The sequence below is a fragment of the Pseudomonas psychrophila HA-4 genome (genome assembly GCF_000282975.1).
GTDB classification, from domain to species: domain Bacteria; phylum Pseudomonadota; class Gammaproteobacteria; order Pseudomonadales; family Pseudomonadaceae; genus Aquipseudomonas; species Aquipseudomonas psychrophila_A.
Map to the genome: position 1 here is coordinate 1 of NZ_ALJC01000089.1, position 17,366 is coordinate 17,366.

Here is a 17,366-nt window from a genome sequence, read left to right on the forward strand (position 1 = left end):
CTCGGCGCCCCGAGGCTCCCCTCGCTTGCGAGGGGCGGGGGGAGTAGTTTTTTGAATACGGGTGCAGGGGCGGTTCGCCCTTGCCGGGGTGCGGGCGAGTAGCCCGCGTAATCGCGCCGTGGCGTAGCCACGAAGTGCGCGAGGCGATCATTTTTCGATGTTGCGTTAGGGAGATGATATTTCGCGTTGCACGGTCCGGGGGGCCGCCGGGTCGGGCGAAGCCCGGGAGGGCTTGAGCCGGCTGGGGGCAGAGCCCCCCAGGAGGCGGCGGCGCTTTGCGCGAAACGCGCTGAGCCGGTTTAAATATCTGTTTAAGAACTGTTTAAGCCGTTTTGGAACGTCTGGAAGCCTTAAGCCACGCGGGCTCCAGAAAAATCGATTCTCAGCTATGCCAAATTTTTTCTCAGCTATGCCAAATTTTTTCTCAGTAGTGCCAATTGCTCAACGGTAAAACTCTCAGCTATGCCAACGCTTGTGAATAACTAGCTTGCTGCTGTTTCTGGCCGCCACCAACGTGCACGAATGACCGACTTACCTTCTTCTGATCGCTCGGTATAGATCTCTGGTTTTTCGATGATATGCCCCTTCTCCAGTTCGGTGAGGGCCTTTCTGAGACCTTTACCGGTCGCTAAGAACGATTTAAGCGTTCGGTACTTACTCGGTCCGCGTAGCGTCTCTACATCAACGTGGTGCCACCCTGTAGGCTGTTCTAAAGCGTATGCCTGCAACCACCTAGCAAAGTCGCTTGGCCTCCACCAACGCACCATCTTTTCGTTGCGCCCTGCCGCGGTCCTAGCAACGTAAAACTCGTACTCCTCAATGATGCCGGCGGACTCCATCTCGTTAAGCGCTTTTGGTAAACCGCGTCCTTTAGACATGAAGTTACGCATCTCACCGCCGCCGCTCCATACACGTAGATTTTCGATGGTGACGTGGTGCCAGTCGCCAATGCGATGGCCGCTAGCGTAGTTTTGCAACCATTTCGCCAAGGGTGCTTTGAGCTCAAGTCGAGCCTGGAAATCGATGTGAGCTAGCTCGTGCTTACCGAAGAACTGGACAATCTCAGGATCCAGGGCAAGCCAGAACTCTTCGTTCTTCCGTTTCCAGCTCAACTCTGAGATCAACCGGAACATTTTACCGTCGCCATCCGAGTTCTCAATAAAGAGGCTCGCCGAGGCGATACGTTGCAGGCTGTCTTTCAACCACTTGTAGCTTGTTGTACCAGGAGATCTGCCAATGGCCTGGAGAAACTGGCTGCGCACAAAATGAATCTGTTCCCCGGCTTTACGGCCCTGAGCGAGGCGGAGTGCATGCAGGAAAACATCGTTGTCGGCCATGTCCAGTTGTTCGCCCGTATAGAGCAGCACTAGGTCATCACGACTGGCCAGCCGGGTTTTTACGTACTTTGCACGTTTTCCAGCGGCAATCGACATAAACAGGCTGGATCGGGTCCACTTATGTGGCATAGCCGACTTTTCGCCCGGGAAGAGCGGGAGTTGCAGGGCAATCTGAGGAGGGGTGGAGTCGAGCTCCTGTTCGGCCTGGAGCGCCAGAGCCAGACCCTGTTGCTGTGCTTTATCGGTTTTCTGTTTACTGGTGTTCTTTTTGGCGATCGCAGCTACGCGTGCTGCGGCGCCGCCTCTTTTCGCTACAATATCGTCGCTCATCTGTGAACCTCAGTTTCACTCATGCGCTGGGCCTGCTGAGCCGCAATCTCAGCCGGCCTGCTTATCCTTCTTTGGGCTCAACGTCCACACCGCCCGATTCCAGCAAGCGCAACCCGGCAACAATGAAAGCGGCCTCAATTGCGTCGAGCGTTACTCTGCGAGGTGAGCTTTTCCCAGCCTCAAAATCACTAATTGCCCGTTTCGATGCACCAGACGCTTCAGCCAAGTCGGTCTGAGTCCAGTCCAGCAGCATTCGAGCCGCAGCACATTGACGTGCGGTAATAGGGGATGGATCAGCCATTGTTAGCCTCAAGTGTGTATTTAATAGCGCTTCTGCACTTTAAAACACGCTTATCCTCTCAGCTATGCCAATGGACGTCAATCGACTCATGCCACAACCAAAAGTGAGTATTAAAGTGCGTAACCGCGTAAAAAGTGCAGAACTTTGAACTGAGATAGGTGGAAATACTCTCAGCTATGCCAACGCAATTGCGAAAGAACATCACGACTAGGCTTCACAACTCTCAGCAACGCCAAGAGAAAATTTCAGCTATTCGTACCCATGCTCAACCAAGCCGCTGACGGTCTCTACAGGGAACCTCAAGGCGTGAACCATGCACCTTGGGGTTGCACTCGCTCACAGGCTTTGCCTGCAGGCCTCATATCCTAATGCGTTCCACCTCATCCAAACTGATGTCATCCCGGCACCGGTCATACATCTGGGTGGTGTGCGGGTCGAAGCATGGTTGGCCATGGCCGCCGCGTTTTCCAGGGTGCCACCATTTTTTAAATAGGCCGTGATCCCGGTGGCGCGAAACGTGTGATTGTCGATCAGCGTCTGGATCCCGGCTGCCAAGGCGCGCCGACGCACCATGGCATGCGCACTAGCTTGAGGCAGCGGGTTAGAGCTCGACTGTCCGGTACCGCGCCCAATCGTGCGAAACAACCTTTCCTGAGCTCAGCCCCCGTTAGCTAGGCACGAGCCATACGCTCCACGGCAATTAAAATAACAAAAAAATAAAAAAGGTATCTATTACCTTTTGACAGAAATAAAAAACTGCGCGAGTATGTCTCCCATAAAACCTGCTTGGAGGATGGAGACATGAACGCAACAGAGCACATGAAGCAACGGATGGCTCAACGCGGCATAAATCGTGAAATGGTGAACCTGGTTCTGGATTCCGGAACGCCCAAGCAGGACAAATTCATCCTGAGTCGCGATGAGGCACAGGAACAGCTTCGCGAGCTTCAGCAAGCTATGCGTGTCCTGAAGAAGATTTTGGATAAAGGTGGTGTAACAGTCGTAACCGAAGGCGATGCGCTGATCACAACCTATAACTGCAATTCGCGTCGGCACTAAAATGGAAGCGACTATGCAAGAGAAGATCATCACCCAACTGCAGGAAAGCCTCGAAGCGATTCAGCTCACCTCAGCTAAATCGCTCGAACTGGCCCTACAGGTTTTAGCTTGGGTAAAGCTCTCCAGCACAGGTGAGCTTTCTGACGACCTGAGTCTCAGCACCACATTACTGGACGAGCCAAGCAGGCTGCTCCAGGTGCTGACACGGTTGGCTCAAGAGGGTGACCTGATAGGTCAGGCATTCGCGAACGGTACCGATTTTGGACGTCTAGACCCTCGGTTACTGCAGCCAGCGCTCACCCTAGCATTGCGCCTGGATCAGGCTGGAATGCTGAAAAACTTTGATCCTGTTAGAGCAATCAGTTCTTTATCGTCAAAGTTTAGCCAGGAACCTGATCTTCCGCTGGAAGTTACTGCCCTACTGGCTGGGCTAGCTGGGGGACTACCAGGGGAAGGTGTTTATGTGCCTTGGGATTCCAGGGGGACTTTAGCCGCCTCAGTAACCAGTGCTGATACTGATGTTTACCTAGAAAGCCCAATCCTCTCTGCCGTTCCAGCCTTGATCAGTCTGCTGAGCGATCACCGATTCCAGGTTCATTATGCAGACCCGATCCGCAACCCTTCAGCTGTTGAGAATGGTCAGCTACGGCAGTTCGATGTCGCAGTAGCATTCCCACCTATGGGCATTCGCTACTCCGCAGATGTAACAAATAACGATTGGTTTAGCCGATTCCCAGAAAAAACAACCTCGGGTGCCGTTCTCGCCATTCTCCATTTGCTCCGCCAAGCAAAGCGCCGCGTGGTCATCGCGGTATCGAACAGCCTTTTATTCAGTGCGGGCGCTGAGCGCTCGTTGCGTGAGGATCTCGTCCGGCAGGGCAAAGTTGAAAAAGTCATTTCCATGCCTGCAGGTCTATTGGCAAACACCAACATTGCCTTTTCCATTCTGGTGCTTAACCCCACCGGAGGACTCGACAAGATCCAGTTTATCAACGCTGACACCGCTTACTTCAGAGAGTCGGTATCCAAGGCTAAATGCCAAATGATCAACGTCGATAAGCTTGTGACACAGATCGAATCCAATGCCGATACAGACAACCAAGTACACGCCTCTGTGGAAGACGTGCTCAAAAACGACGCCCAGCTACAGGTCAGTCGTTACGTACTGCCCGATACAACGAAGCAACTGCAGGCCCTGCTGAATCAATCCAGGACAGTCGTACTCAAGTCTCTAGTCAGCACCGTTCGCCCCATGCCAGTTACTTCACAAGATGACGACAGTATTGGGGTATGGGAGATCGGGGCTGCTGATTTGCCTCCTTACGGCTACATCAGTACACCCGGACGGGCGCTAAAGGTTGAGCCGTTCGCGCTAACCAAGCATGCTAAGCAATTCCTCCGCCCGCTCGATATCGTACTCATCGTAAAGGGCAGTGTCGGTAAGGTAGGTATTGTTCCGCATGACGTGCCACCACCTGGCGCTGATGGCTGGGTTGCAGGTCAGTCAGCAATCGTACTGCGTGCAGACGCTACAGACCCGATTGACCCTCGTGCTCTGTTCCTTCAGCTGCGCTCAGAACTTGGCCGGGAACTGCTTAGTGGCATTGTCTCGGGCGCCACCATTCAGCTGATCCAGCTACGCGAACTGGAGCGCTTAGAAATATTGCTGCCCGATGCTGCGATCTGTCAGCAGGCAATCGAAACACTCGAGAAAGAGGCTCGACTGCAGAAAGAAATTAATCATCTCCGGCAAGAGCAATCATTGCTTGCCTCGGATCTTTGGTCTCTGACCTGAACAAAAGTCTCCCTGCGACATGTTTCTTCGCAGGGAAGTGTTAAAGACTTCCCTTTTTTACATCGGCAGGACGCCTCCAATGTTCTGCTGCTTGGAGCAGTACATGACAGATCAAACAATACTACGCGATGCCATTCTAACTAGCGTGCCCGGCGATGGCAGTACCATCGGCAACCAATCGCTACTCGAACAGCTACGCAGGCAGTTCCCACAGCTGGCCGAAGATGTGTTCTGGACCGTGCGCGATGCTCTGATCGATGAAGGCCTGCTGGCCAAGGGGCGTGGTCGTGGCGGTGCGGTGCGTCGTACCGATGGCGCAGAACAAGCGCCATCCAGCCTGGCAGAACAGGCATTGAGTAAGGCTCTCGCGCGCTTTGCTCCAGAACAGGACATCGACGATATGGATGATGCCGAGGATCAGCCAGAACTGCCGGCGAAGAAGAAATCCAGCCGCAATGCCGCCGAATCCAGCCAGACCAGCAGCACCCTGCAGGACTTGCAAAAAACTCTGTGGGCCACCGCTGACAAGATGCGCGCCAATATGGATGCCGCCGAATACAAGCACATAGTTCTCGGTCTGATCTTCCTCAAGTACATCTCCGACAGCTTCGCCGGCCGTCGCGCCGAGCTGGAACGTCGTTTTGCCGATGCCAGCGACGACTACTACCTGGGCGGCGACGACCCCGCGTATTTCGCCGAAGAACTGGAAGAGCGCGATTACTACAAGGCAGTCAACGTGTTCTGGGTGCCGGAAGTGGCCCGCTGGGAGTCGCTGCGCGCCGCTGCCAAACAGGTCGACATCGGCAAACGCATCGACGAGGCCCTGGCCGCCATCGAAGCAGAAAACCCGCCACTGAAAAACATCCTCGACAAGCGCTACGCCCGCGCCCAGCTACCCGACGGCAAGCTCGGTGAGCTGGTCGACTTAATCTCTACTATCGGCTTCGGTGGCGACGCCAACCAAGCCCGCGACCTGCTCGGCCAGGTCTACGAATACTTCCTCGGCCAATTCGCCAGCGCCGAAGGCAAAAAGGGCGGGCAGTTCTACACCCCGGCCAGCATCGTCAAAACCCTGGTCGCGGTGCTCAACCCGCACCACGGCAAGGTCTACGACCCTTGCTGCGGATCCGGCGGCATGTTCGTGCAGTCGGAAAAGTTCATCGAAGCCCATGGCGGTAAACTCGGTGACGTTTCCATCTACGGCCAGGAGTCTAACCCAACCACCTGGCGGCTGGCCGCGATGAATTTGGCCATCCGTGGTATCGACTTCAACCTCGGCCGTGAGCCGGCCGACACCTTCATCCGTAACCAGCATGCGGATCTGCGTGCTGACTTTGTCTTGGCCAACCCGCCGTTCAATATCAGCGATTGGTGGCACGGCAGTCTTGATGGCAACCCACGTTGGGTGTATGGCACACCGCCGCAAGGTAATGCCAACTATGCCTGGCTGCAGCACATGCTGTTTCACCTAAAATCCAGTGGCCGCGCCGGCATCGTGTTGGCCAACGGTTCTATGAGTTCAAGCCAGAACGGCGAAGGTGACATTCGCAAGGCCATGGTCGAGGCCGACGTGGTGGAAGTGATGGTCGCCTTGCCCGGTCAGTTGTTTTTCAATACACCGATCCCGGCTTGCCTGTGGTTTTTGGCCAAACAGAAAGTTGCCCGCCCCGGCGAGGTACTATTTATCGACGCGCGTAAGCTCGGTACCAACGTCAGCCGGGTGCAAATTGAGCTGCTCGACAGCGACATCGAGCGCATCGCGCAGACCGTGGCCAATTGGCGCGGAGTACCGCTGGATGTCGGCGGTGATATTTCCGAATACGCCGATGTGGCTGGATTCTGCCGCAGCGTCACCCTCAGTGAAATCGCCGAGCACGGGCATGTACTCACCCCAGGCCGCTATGTTGGGACCGAGGCGGTCGAGGACGACGATGAAGCCTTTGCCGACAAGATGCAGAACCTCACCGGCCTGCTGGGAGAGCAAATTGCCAAAGGCACGGAACTCGACCAGTTGATCCGCCAGAAGCTGGGGGGGCTGGGCTATGAGTACTGAGTGGAATTGGGTTCGCTTAGGAGATTGTTGCGAGAAAATCGGCAGCGGCGCGACGCCCAAAGGTGGGAAAGATGCTTACCTGGAAGTTGGCCCCTATCGATTGATTCGGAGCCAAAATATTTACAACGATGGTTTTTATCCTGCCGGCTTGGTTTTCATAAGTGATGATCAAGCGCAGAAATTAGATGGCGTTGCCGTCCAGCAAGGCGATGTACTACTCAACATCACCGGTGACTCCGTCGCTCGAGTTTGCTTAGCTCTTGCTCAGTACTTACCCGCACGAGTCAATCAACACGTTGCAATCATCCGTCCGGCCTCTAAAACTCTGGATAGCCGGTTCCTTCGTTACTTCCTTGCTTCACCGTACCAACAAAATTTGATGCTTGGTTTGGCAGGAGCAGGTGCAACGCGGAGCGCTCTAACCAAAGGGATGATCGAGGACTTCAAGGTTCCTTATCCATCACTTGCTACGCAGAGCGCAATTAGCGATATTCTCTCCGCTCTCGATAACCGTATCTCCCTGCTGCGCGATACCAACGCCACCCTGGAAGCTATCGCTCGGGCACTTTTCAAATCCTGGTTCGTCAATTTCGACCCCGTGCGCGCCAAGGTCGAAGGTCTAGAGCCGGAAGGCATGGATGCCATCACCGCGGCGCTGTTTCCCGACAGTTTTGAAGAATCCGAATTGGGATTGGTACCGAGAGGATGGAGAGTTGGGCAAATTGGCGATGAACTCAGAATTGCTTATGGCAAAAACCTGCCAACAACGAGGCTGCTAGAGGAAGGATTTCCCGTATTTGGTGGAAACGGACAGATCGGATTTTTCAGTGAGTATCTGTACGAGTCGCGCCAAGTGATTGTGGCTTGTCGTGGTGCAGCGTCAGGAAAAATAAATCAGTCATCTCCTAAGGCTTTCGTTACGAATAACTCGCTAATACTTGAGAAAACCAAAAATCTTCCGTTTAGCTATTTGAAAGGGTTCATGAAGAATTCTGATTTGGTTCCGTACGTGACAGGATCTGCTCAACCACAAGTCACGATTGATAATTTGAAAGTATTCAAGATTTTGGTTCCGACTGAAAGTGTCGTGACATGCTTCGAGAGCATTGCTGGTTTGATTGAGGATCAGATCGAACAAAATAATTGCCAAGCCCAAACCCTCACTCAACTCCGCGATACCCTGCTGCCTCGCCTGATCTCTGGCCAGCTGCTCCTGCCGGAAGTGGAAGCCTCCGTCGAGAATATGTTGTCGGAGGCTGTCTAATATGGCTCTGAACCTCCGTCAACGTGTCATCGAACGCCTGCAGAACCTGACGGATACCCAGCAGACCGCCCGCGAACTAGCGCAATGGATATTTGAGCAGTTTCCTGCAGAATGCGCGGTCAAGAAAGAGGGCAGTGCCAGCTACATCCAGACCGACAATGACCTGGTACAGCAACTGGTGGCGGAAATCTCTGGTTCACGCCCACGCTGGCAGCAGATGCACCCTCAACTGAAAACGACCGAAGGACGGCCACGTCACTATTACTGGTCGGACATGGATGCCAACGCGGAGGTGGCGGCGGCTGAAGGGGTCACACTGATACCGTCAGACCTGCCTGAACCCTCGCCGTTGCGTGAGCATGCGCTCTATCCGTTTCTGGCGGAATACCTGCTGACGGACGAGCAGCGCGTGTACGCCATGCGGATCAACGAAAAGCGTTCGTCCAACCGTGCTGGCAGCGGTGGCAACGAATGGTTGCATCCGGACCTGGTAGGCCTAGAAGACCTGACTGCCGACTGGACGCTCGACTTGCGTGACTGCGTCCGCGTGTTGGGCGAGCGTCGTGCTCGACTGTGGTCGTTCGAGGTCAAGCTGCTGCTCAACCGTTCCAATGCGCGCAAGAGTTTCTTCCAGGCCGTGTCCAACTCCTCTTGGGCGCATTTCGGCTACCTGGTGGCAGCCACGGTGGAGGGCGACGGCACGCTTAAAGAGTTACGCATGCTCGCTGCCGCTCATGGCATTGGTGTGATTCAGCTCGACGTACACAGTCCCACGGAAAGCCAGATTCTGATCCCGGCTCGCGAACGCAGCGAAATCGACTGGGATATGTGTAACCGACTGACTGAAGAGAATGGCGACTTCGCCGAGTTCATCGGCCGCATACGTCGCTTCCACCAGACCGGCGAACTATCGGCCAAGGAGTGGGAGGTCACCGCATGATTTCATCCCAACAATTGGAGCACTGGCTGGCCGGAGCTCCTGAAACCGAGCATTTGGAGTTCAAGGAAGCCAAGCAGCAATACGACAGCACTAAGCTGCTTCGCTATTGCGTGGCCCTGGCCAACGAAGGCGGCGGTTATCTGGTACTCGGGGTCAGTGACAAACCGCCACGCCGGGTGGTTGGCACTGTGGCGTTCCCGAATCCTGGGCAAATCAAGGCAAAGCTTCTTGAGGCTCTACGCATCCGGGTTGATGTTCACGAGCTGCAACATCCAGATGGCCGCGTGCTGGTTTTCGAAATTCCCACACGCCCGATCGGCCAGCCGTTGCATCACGACGGTGCCTATCTGATGCGGGCCGGGGAAGACCTGGTGCCGATGACGGCGGATCAGCTGAAGCGGATCTTTGCTGAGGGGCAGCCGGGATTCCTGACAGGTGATGCCTCTCAATTGATTGATGCCGATGTCCTTATTTCTTTGCTGGATGTGCAGACATTTTTCGACCTGTTGAAAATGCCGCTCCCAGCTACGCGAGAAGGCATCCTTGCCCGCTTGATAAGCGAGAAGCTAGTAAGAGCTGATGGGATGGGATACCGAATCACCAACCTTGGCGCCTTACTGCTGGCCAAAGATCTGCGCGAGTTCGAATCGTTGCAGCGCAAGGCTGTTCGCGTAGTGAAATACAAAGGGAAAAATAAGCTGGAGACCGAGCGCGACCTCATCGGCCAAAAAGGCTATGCGGTTGGCTTCGAGGGGCTGATCAGCTACGTCAACAGCCAGTTACCCATGAACGAGGTGATCGGGCAGGCGCTGCGTGAAGAAGTTCGCATGTTTCCGGAGCTGGCCATTCGCGAGCTCATTGCCAACGCTCTAGTACATCAAGACCTTGATGAGACAGGCGGCTCGGTAATAGTCGAAATCTACACCGACCGCGTTGAGATCACCAATCCAGGTCAACCTCTGATTCCAACCGAGCGCTTCGTCGACGAGTACAAGTCTCGCAATGAGAAGCTTGCGGATCTGATGCGCCGTATGGGCATCTGCGAAGAAAAAGGCAGTGGCATCGACAAGGTGGTATTCAGCACCGAGTACTACCAACTGCCGCCACCCTATGTGCGAGTGTCCACTCTACACACCACGGTAGCGTTGTATGCACACAAAGATTTCGCTGACATGGAGCCGATCGAGCGCGTAAGAGCGTGTTATCTCCATTGCTGCCTCAAGTACGTCAGCAACGAGAAAATGACCAATCAGAGCCTACGTGAGCGCTTCAAATTGGAAGACACCCGGGCCAAAATCGCGAGCGTTTCACAAATCATTGCGGCCACGGTGGGCCAGGGCTTGATCAAGCTCGATGATCCGGAAAACGCCTCCAAGCGCTACTCGAAATATGTACCTTTCTGGGTGTGAGGTTTCATTTAATCGCTGACGTCAGTCAGAGCGGGCAGCCGCGCTGTAGGCTTCTAGCCATGGGCTCGGCTTATTTAATCGCTATTGTCGGTACAGCCTGCCGCCCGTAGACCGACACAGTAAACGAACAAGTAGACGGCCCGACCTATGAGGCGGGGTGGAATACTTAATTGGGCAGCAAGCCGCTGTCCAATTTCGAGGGTTTAAAAGGGATTGATGCCGTAATGACCGAAGACCAATTGGAACAGGAAACCCTCAGCTGGCTGGCAGAGGTGGGCTACACCCACCTGTACGGGCCGACTATCGCCTATGATGGCGAGAGCCCTGAGCGTGACAACTACCGTCAGGTAGTCTTGGTCGAGCGTCTGCGCAGCGCCATGGCCAAGCTCAATCCCAAGGTGCCGCTGGTCGCACGCGAAGATGCGCTCAAGCAGGTGCTCGAACTGGGCCTGCCGGTACAGCTGTCGGCCAACCGCTTGTTCCATCGCCTGTTGGTCAGTGGCGTACCGGTGCAGTACCAAAAAGACGGTGAAACCCGTGGCGATTTTGTGCGCCTGATCGACTGGGTTGAGATGAAAGCCAACGACTGGCTGGCGATCAATCAGTTCAGCATCCAGGGGCCGAAACATACCCGGCGTCCGGACATCATCCTATTCGTCAACGGCCTGCCGTTAGTGTTGTTGGAACTGAAAAACCCGGCCGATGTGAAGGCCGATCTGAGCAAAGCCTTCGACCAGATCCAGACCTACAAGGAGCAGATCCCGGACCTGTTCCAGTACAACGAAATTCTGGTGATTTCCGATGGCAGCGACGCCCAAATGGGCTCGTTATCGGCCGATGCCGAACGTTTCATGAACTGGCGCACCATCGACGGCCAGGATCTCGACCCGCTGGGTCAATTCCACGAACTAGAGACCTTGGTACGTGGTGCCCTGGCACCGAAGATGTTACTCGATTACCTGCGCTACTTCGTGTTGTTCGAGGATGACGGCCGACTGGTAAAGAAAATTGCCGGCTATCACCAATTCCACGCCGTGCGCGCCGCCATTCAGCAGGTGGTCACCGCCTCGCGTCCCGGCGGCACCCATAAGGGCGGAGTGGTCTGGCACACCCAAGGCTCGGGCAAGAGCATCACCATGACCTGTTTCGCCGCCCGGGTGATGCAGGAAGCGGCGATGGAGAACCCAACCATCGTGGTGATCACCGATCGCAACGACCTGGATGGCCAGTTGTTCGGAGTGTTCTCGTTGTCCCAGGATCTGCTGCGCGAACAGCCCGTCCAAGTGGAGTCACGCGGTGACTTGCGCACCAAGCTGGCCAACCGCCCCAGTGGCGGTATTGTCTTCGCCACCATCCAAAAATTCATGCCTGGGGTGGATGAAGACACCTTTCCGGTGCTGTCCGACCGCTCGAATATCGTGGTCATCGCCGACGAAGCGCACCGCACCCAATACGGCTTTGGCGCCGAGCTGAAAACGTCGGAGGGGCTGCAGGCCGCCGAGAGCCAGACCCGTTACCAAGTGGGCTATGCCCAGCACCTGCGCGATGCGCTGCCAAACGCCACTTTCGTGGCCTTTACCGGCACCCCGGTGTCCAGCGAAGACCGCGACACCCGTTCGGTCTTCGGTGAATACATTCACGTCTACGACATGCAGCAAGCCACCGAAGACGGTGCAACCGTCGCCATCTACTACGAATCGCGTCTGGCCAAGTTGTCCTTGAAAGACAGCGAGCTACCCGCGATCGACGATCAGGTCGATGAACTGGCCGAAGATGAAGAGGACGACCAGCAGTCGCGCCTGAAAAGCCGTTGGGCCGCACTGGAAAAGGTGGTCGGGGCTGAGCCGCGGATCCACAGCGTGGCGGCTGATCTGGTCACGCACTTCGAGGAGCGTAATCAGGGGCTTGTCAGCATGGGGCAGATGCCCGGCAAGGCCATGGTGGTGGCCATGAGCCGCGAGATCTGTGTGCACCTGTACAACGAGATCGTCGCCCTGCGTCCGGAGTGGCACGACGAAGATCCGGAGAAAGGTGCGATCAAGATCATCATGACCGGCAGTGCCTCAGACAAGGCCTTGCTGCGGCCGCACATCTATTCTGGACAACTCAAAAAACGCCTGGAAAAGCGCTTCAAGGACCCATTCGATCCGCTCAAGCTGGTGATCGTCCGTGACATGTGGCTGACCGGCTTCGATGCGCCCTGCGTCCACACCTTGTACGTGGACAAGCCCATGAAGGGCCATAACCTGATGCAGGCCATTGCCCGGGTCAACCGTGTGTTCAAGGACAAGCAAGGCGGCCTGGTGGTGGATTACATCGGTATCGCCAATGAGCTAAAAGCGGCGCTCAAGGAGTACACCGGCAGCAAGGGAAAAGGGCGGCCAACCGTGGATGCCCATGAAGCCTATTCAGTGCTGGAGGAGAAACTCGACGTCCTGCGCAGCCTACTGCATGGCTTCGATTACAGCGATTTTCTCACCGGTGGACACAAGCTGCTGGCCGGGGCAGCCAACCATGTGTTGGGCTTGGAAGACGGCAAGAAGCGCTTTGCTGACACCGCGCTGGCCATGAGCAAGGCCTTCACCCTATGCTGCACCTTGGATGAAGCCAAGGCCGTACGGGAGGAAGTGGCATTCTTCCAGGCGATCAAGGTGATCTTGATCAAGCGTGAAGTGAGTCAGCAGAAAAAGACCGACGAAGAGCGCGAGTTGGCCATTCGCCAGATCATCGGCAATGCCGTGGTCTCTGGCGACGTGGTGGACATCTTCGAGGCGGTGGGCCTGGACAAACCAAATATAGGCCTGCTCGACGACGCGTTTCTCGCAGAGGTACGCAATCTTCCAGAGAAGAACCTGGCGGTCGAGCTGTTGGAGCGTTTGCTCGAAGGCGAAATCAAGAGCCGTTACAGCACCAACCTGGCCCAGGAGAAGAAGTTCTCTGAGCTACTGGCCAATGTGATCAAACGCTACCAAAACCGCTCGATCGAGACCGCTCAGGTCATCGAAGAGCTGATCGAAATGGCCAAGAAGTTCGCCGCCGCGAGCCAGCGTGGCGATGCGCTTGGACTCAACGATGACGAGCTGGCGTTTTACGATGCCTTGGCCAACAACGAGGCCTCGGTGCGCGAACTGGGCGACGAGATCCTGGCCAAAATTGCCCATGAACTGACCGCCAGCCTGCGAGCCAACGTCAGTGTCGATTGGAGCAGCCGTGAAAGCGTGAGGGCCAAACTGCGCATCCTGGTGCGACGGATTCTGCGCAAGTACAAGTACCCGCCGGATCAAGCTGAGGAAGCGGCGCAGTTAGTGCTCAACCAGGCGGAAACGCTCTGTGAGGCGTGGCTATAGGCGTGAGCTCAGCGAGCCTGTCCGTAGGGACAGCGAGACAGAAGCATGCGACACCTTTTCTCTGGCAATGAATCTACAGGTGTCGCCTGACTTAGACTTCTGTGGCCTCGGAATGTCTCGACCGAATGGAGAATGGCTGTACGCTATATTTTTGGCTGCGACGGCGATGAGGTCGCGCCTGAGATCGTCAAACCAACCGCTCTCCCGAACGCATAGCCTAACCGTGTAATGACGACGCTCGACAAATCTCCCGGAAAACTTATCTCATCCTGAGAGGGACCATATTCGCCATAACGGTCGTCGTGTCCGCCAGGCTCGAACGTCTTGAACTTGATGTAAGCGGGTTCGATAAGACCTAGCCGATTCAACGTTATCACTGACACAGGGTCGTGGGCGTTCGTACCATCGACGCCGGGACCGTAGGCAAGACTCAAATCTCCGGTCTCTTTTTTAGAGGTTTCCTTCTCCGCTTCCTCGAACATCGAGGACAGGACAAATGCATCAATGGCTGTCATTTCGCCGAGTGTTGTCACGTACTTGCGGTGTATACCTTCCTCGCTCGCATCCATTCCAGTAGCCATCAGATTCGCCCATAGAGTGTGCAAATCTTCTTCATCCTCGACAGTTGCATATTCGAGTAGGGGGAGTGCTACCTTGGGCGGAATAGCCCGGATGTTGACGACACCGTTCTCTTCGAGCCGACTTTTTGCTTTGTGCACCAATGACTCCAGCCGCTCCCAACTGTAGATCGAGGCCTCAATGCGCTTTGCCGCGATCTTGTCGGTCCAGTACAAACCGACTGTGTCCTCGATTGCGCGGCCGAAAACACGGTCTAGAAATCCTCCGGCACTCCGTACGACATCAATCGCATTGCCGCTGGCCATAGCGACTTCCTGTATAGCCTTAGCGGCTTCTGTTACCGCTTCAGTTTCGTCCGACATACGGATACTTATTGATTTAATGAGTCTAAAAGCAATGATCTCCTTCGATCATCATGATTTTTTACCAGAGTAATAAATCCCTTAGTTCTAACTACTTTAAGTAGCTATCCGCGGGGGTTTATCTCTGTGGAACAGGAGATGGATTTTCGGTATTGGTAGTATGCCTCTATAGCTACCTCTTCTACCCAGGATCAATGATCCGTCCAGTAGGTCTAGACAATGATTCAGGCCCATTTAGGCCTGACTGCAAGGAAGCAGTGCAGGACCGTCGGTAAATAAGTACTCCCCATGCTGAAGGTATGAAACTAAGCACTGGAGTACCTACATGATCCGCCACCCTGATAACACCAACCTGATCCTTCACAGCGGCAGCACCTTCCAGAGCTGGCCTGTTCAAGAAGACAAAGGTCCTTTCATTCAGCAGTACCTGAATCGTCTCCAACAGACGATGCAGTGCGCTCTTGCTCAATACTCCAGAGTATTTGCCTTCCGAGTCGACCTACGACTGCCTGTAGGACTTCAGTTACCTGACTACGCGTACACGAATCAGGTCATTGAGCGTTTCATCGAATCCTTTAAAGCCAAGATCCGACATAACCGCAGTATGGCTCGCCAATTGAATCCCTATGCTCACGACAGCAAGGTCCGATACGTCTGGGCGCGAGAGCAAGGCCAGCATGGCAAGCCGCACCACCATCTGGCCATTCTGTTGAACTACGATGCCTTCAACGCGCTGGGTAAGTTTGAGCCTGGTAGGGACAACATGTTCAACCGTCTGGTGGAGGCCTGGGCCAGCGCCTTGGGCCTATCTGTAGAGGCTGTCAGCGGCTTGGTCGAGATCCCGCCGAATCCTTACTATCACTTACATCGTGACGACCTGGTTGGGCAGGCTGTGTTCTTCCACCGAACCAGTTATCTCTGCAAGTCGGCTACCAAGGCCTTTGTGGATGGCAGCCATGGCTTTGGCTGCAGCCGAAGCTAAGTACAACCACTGGATCACGACAAAAAAATAAGTGATTGGGTACCGTGCCGATGACCGCCCTGGCATCAGCCAAGAGCAGTCTATCGGACGGTGTGACCATAAGGGCTACAGGTAACCTCGTTCAGCCAACGACACGCAGCCTTCATGGCCCACCACGACATGATCCAATATCCGGGTACCGACCATGTTCAAAGCGTTCTTGAGGGTGGCGGTGAGCGTGCGATCAGCCTGACTTGGCTCCGGATCGCCGGAGGGATGATTGTGAACCATAATTACGGCCGCGGCGTTGTGCTCTAGAGCGATCTTGACCACTTCCCGCGGGTACACGCTGGCCCCATCCAGCGTGCCTCGGAATAGCTCCCTGAAGCCTATTACCCGGTGTTTGGTATCGAGCAGTAGCAAAGCAAAGACTTCATGTTCGTGGTACTGCAGCAGTGTTTGCAGGTGGCTGAAGACCTGCTTGGGCTCAGTCAATGCCCGGCCTTTAGACAGGCGACTCATTGCCAGCTGCTGAGCCATACGCAGGATGTCAGCTTCGGTGACCGGTGATTCCATCACGTAGGTACCGGTGGTTTCACCGGCTTTGAGTTTGTGATATTTCATGCGGATATTCCTGTGCGAATGCGTGAGAACGGAGGGATCTGAGAAACCCTGTTACTGGACGGTGGGCTTGCCGTTGTGCCGCGAGGCTTGCGACTCCAACTTTTGGGCGAGTGAGGGGTTGGCAGGCGCTGCCAGTTGGGCTTGGGGCTCTATAGGGCTGGTCTGATCTTCAATGGCGGGGAAGAACTCTTCGACGACGGCCCCGGTGTCCTCCTCACTGTCTTCAAAGGCCCCATTGTTAAAGCCCTGCCGGGCCGCGTGATCCAAGGCGCGCTGGTCAAAACCTGCGGCTTGCCGGGTTTCCTCCACTTGCTTGGCTGCCAGTAAGGCGTCTTCTAGGGTCAGCCCATTGCGTACCGTGATGTCCACGTAGAAGATCGGCGTGCCATGGCTTTGCCGGGTGGATTTACCGCGCAGGCGTAACTCCAGCGGCAAACAGGCCAGTCGATTGCCGGAGATGGCTTGCAGGTAATGCAGGCGCGCTGCCAGGGTGCGAATGCTGTTAAAACCGGTGGTACGGAAGACAAAGCTGCCCAGCGGATCGTCATCGCCAATCACCACGTTCAGCCGGCCGTAAGGCTTGCAGGCATTGCCTTGAGCCAGTGAGCAGCCATCCGGTGAAGGGCAGGGCAACGACTGGATGCCATCCTTGGTCAAACGCTTGCAGGTCTCACCATTGCCGACGCACATTGGTCTGCCAGTGGTGCGGTCGAACAGGCTGTAGTCCGCGCGAAAGTTCAGGTCCGGCTCGTTGAACAGCAGCCGAATCGGAATGCTGCGCAGCTTGCCGTCCTGGCCATTGCGCAGTTCTTCGTTAAGGGGATGCAGTAACCAGCCGTCGCGACTTTGTACCTGCGAAGTGATGGTGAACTGGTCGTCTTTCTCCGGCAGACGTTTGCCGTTTTTCTCGACGACCTTGCCAATGGAAATACGCCCGAGTACCGGAGGGGTGATAGCTAAGCCTTTGAGCATGGAAGTTCTCCTGTATCTGAAATAGAAACGCCA

Annotated in this window: 13 protein-coding genes; 8 read left to right on the forward strand and 5 right to left on the reverse strand. The window is 55.4% G+C overall.

Annotation, left to right across the window (positions count from 1 at the left end; all coding sequences use genetic code 11):
* Window positions 1–482: 482 nt before the first annotated feature.
* Complete coding sequence (gene trfA / locus B347_RS0113020) at window positions 483–1,667, reverse strand: plasmid replication initiator TrfA (RefSeq protein ID WP_019410141.1); 1,185 nt, start codon at window positions 1,665–1,667, stop codon at window positions 483–485.
* A gap of 61 nt (window positions 1,668–1,728) precedes the next feature.
* Window positions 1,729–1,968, reverse strand: coding sequence for a helix-turn-helix domain-containing protein (locus B347_RS0113025; protein ID WP_019410142.1), 240 nt, complete (start codon window positions 1,966–1,968; stop codon window positions 1,729–1,731).
* Between the two features lie 801 nt (window positions 1,969–2,769).
* On the opposite strand from B347_RS0113025, the gene B347_RS0113035 reads away from it, so the two are divergent.
* The 7 genes from B347_RS0113035 (at window position 2,770) to B347_RS0113065 (ending at window position 13,835) form a co-directional block, all read left to right on the forward strand.
* Window positions 2,770–3,027, forward strand: coding sequence for a DUF4258 domain-containing protein (locus B347_RS0113035; protein ID WP_019410144.1), 258 nt, complete (start codon window positions 2,770–2,772; stop codon window positions 3,025–3,027).
* A gap of 13 nt (window positions 3,028–3,040) precedes the next feature.
* Window positions 3,041–4,822: an N-6 DNA methylase gene (locus tag B347_RS0113040; protein ID WP_019410145.1), complete on the forward strand. Its 1,782-nt coding sequence runs from the start codon at window positions 3,041–3,043 to the stop codon at window positions 4,820–4,822.
* Window positions 4,823–4,925: 103 nt separating this feature from the next.
* Complete coding sequence (locus B347_RS0113045; protein ID WP_019410146.1) at window positions 4,926–6,875, forward strand: type I restriction-modification system subunit M; 1,950 nt, start codon at window positions 4,926–4,928, stop codon at window positions 6,873–6,875.
* Window positions 6,865–8,139 (forward strand): restriction endonuclease subunit S, encoded by a 1,275-nt coding sequence (locus B347_RS0113050; protein ID WP_019410147.1) that lies wholly within the window; start codon window positions 6,865–6,867, stop codon window positions 8,137–8,139. Before B347_RS0113045 ends, B347_RS0113050 begins: the two co-directional genes overlap by 11 nt.
* 1 nt (window position 8,140) lies before the next feature.
* On the forward strand, window positions 8,141–9,079 hold the full coding sequence (locus B347_RS0113055; protein WP_019410148.1) for a COG2958 family protein: 939 nt from the start codon (window positions 8,141–8,143) through the stop codon (window positions 9,077–9,079).
* On the forward strand, window positions 9,076–10,488 hold the full coding sequence (locus B347_RS0113060; RefSeq protein WP_019410149.1) for an ATP-binding protein: 1,413 nt from the start codon (window positions 9,076–9,078) through the stop codon (window positions 10,486–10,488). The genes B347_RS0113055 and B347_RS0113060 overlap by 4 nt, the downstream gene beginning before the upstream one ends.
* Window positions 10,489–10,712: 224 nt before the next feature.
* Window positions 10,713–13,835 (forward strand): type I restriction endonuclease subunit R, encoded by a 3,123-nt coding sequence (locus tag B347_RS0113065; RefSeq protein WP_026014165.1) that lies wholly within the window; start codon window positions 10,713–10,715, stop codon window positions 13,833–13,835.
* A 143-nt stretch (window positions 13,836–13,978) separates the two neighbouring features.
* On the opposite strand, the gene B347_RS0113070 is transcribed toward B347_RS0113065, so the two are convergent.
* A complete protein-coding gene (locus tag B347_RS0113070) occupies window positions 13,979–14,776 on the reverse strand; it encodes an Abi-alpha family protein (protein ID WP_019410151.1) in 798 nt (265 codons plus the stop codon).
* A 325-nt stretch (window positions 14,777–15,101) separates the two neighbouring features.
* Here B347_RS0113070 and B347_RS0113075 point away from each other — a divergent pair, with 325 nt between their 5' ends.
* Complete coding sequence (locus B347_RS0113075; RefSeq protein WP_019410152.1) at window positions 15,102–15,758, forward strand: inovirus Gp2 family protein; 657 nt, start codon at window positions 15,102–15,104, stop codon at window positions 15,756–15,758.
* A gap of 105 nt (window positions 15,759–15,863) precedes the next feature.
* Here the strand turns inward: B347_RS0113075 and radC are convergent, their stop codons facing one another.
* Complete coding sequence (radC, locus tag B347_RS0113080) at window positions 15,864–16,361, reverse strand: RadC family protein (RefSeq protein ID WP_019410153.1); 498 nt, start codon at window positions 16,359–16,361, stop codon at window positions 15,864–15,866.
* 51 nt (window positions 16,362–16,412) lie between these two features.
* On the reverse strand, window positions 16,413–17,333 hold the full coding sequence (locus tag B347_RS0113085) for a hypothetical protein (protein ID WP_019410154.1): 921 nt from the start codon (window positions 17,331–17,333) through the stop codon (window positions 16,413–16,415).
* Window positions 17,334–17,366 lie beyond the last annotated feature (33 nt).

Excerpts from the sequence above, each read along its gene's own strand:
- trfA (WP_019410141.1), bottom strand. The coding sequence starts at position 1,667 with ATGAGCGACGATATTGTAGCGAAAAGAGGCGGCGCCGCAGCACGCGTA.
- B347_RS0113025 (WP_019410142.1), bottom strand. The coding sequence starts at position 1,968 with ATGGCTGATCCATCCCCTATTACCGCACGTCAATGTGCTGCGGCTCGA.
- B347_RS0113035 (WP_019410144.1), top strand. The coding sequence starts at position 2,770 with ATGAACGCAACAGAGCACATGAAGCAACGGATGGCTCAACGCGGCATA.
- B347_RS0113040 (WP_019410145.1), top strand. The coding sequence starts at position 3,041 with ATGCAAGAGAAGATCATCACCCAACTGCAGGAAAGCCTCGAAGCGATT.
- B347_RS0113045 (WP_019410146.1), top strand. The coding sequence starts at position 4,926 with ATGACAGATCAAACAATACTACGCGATGCCATTCTAACTAGCGTGCCC.
- B347_RS0113050 (WP_019410147.1), top strand. The coding sequence starts at position 6,865 with ATGAGTACTGAGTGGAATTGGGTTCGCTTAGGAGATTGTTGCGAGAAA.
- B347_RS0113055 (WP_019410148.1), top strand. The coding sequence starts at position 8,141 with ATGGCTCTGAACCTCCGTCAACGTGTCATCGAACGCCTGCAGAACCTG.
- B347_RS0113060 (WP_019410149.1), top strand. The coding sequence starts at position 9,076 with ATGATTTCATCCCAACAATTGGAGCACTGGCTGGCCGGAGCTCCTGAA.
- B347_RS0113065 (WP_026014165.1), top strand. The coding sequence starts at position 10,713 with ATGACCGAAGACCAATTGGAACAGGAAACCCTCAGCTGGCTGGCAGAG.
- B347_RS0113070 (WP_019410151.1), bottom strand. The coding sequence starts at position 14,776 with ATGTCGGACGAAACTGAAGCGGTAACAGAAGCCGCTAAGGCTATACAG.
- B347_RS0113075 (WP_019410152.1), top strand. The coding sequence starts at position 15,102 with ATGATCCGCCACCCTGATAACACCAACCTGATCCTTCACAGCGGCAGC.
- radC (WP_019410153.1), bottom strand. The coding sequence starts at position 16,361 with ATGAAATATCACAAACTCAAAGCCGGTGAAACCACCGGTACCTACGTG.
- B347_RS0113085 (WP_019410154.1), bottom strand. The coding sequence starts at position 17,333 with ATGCTCAAAGGCTTAGCTATCACCCCTCCGGTACTCGGGCGTATTTCC.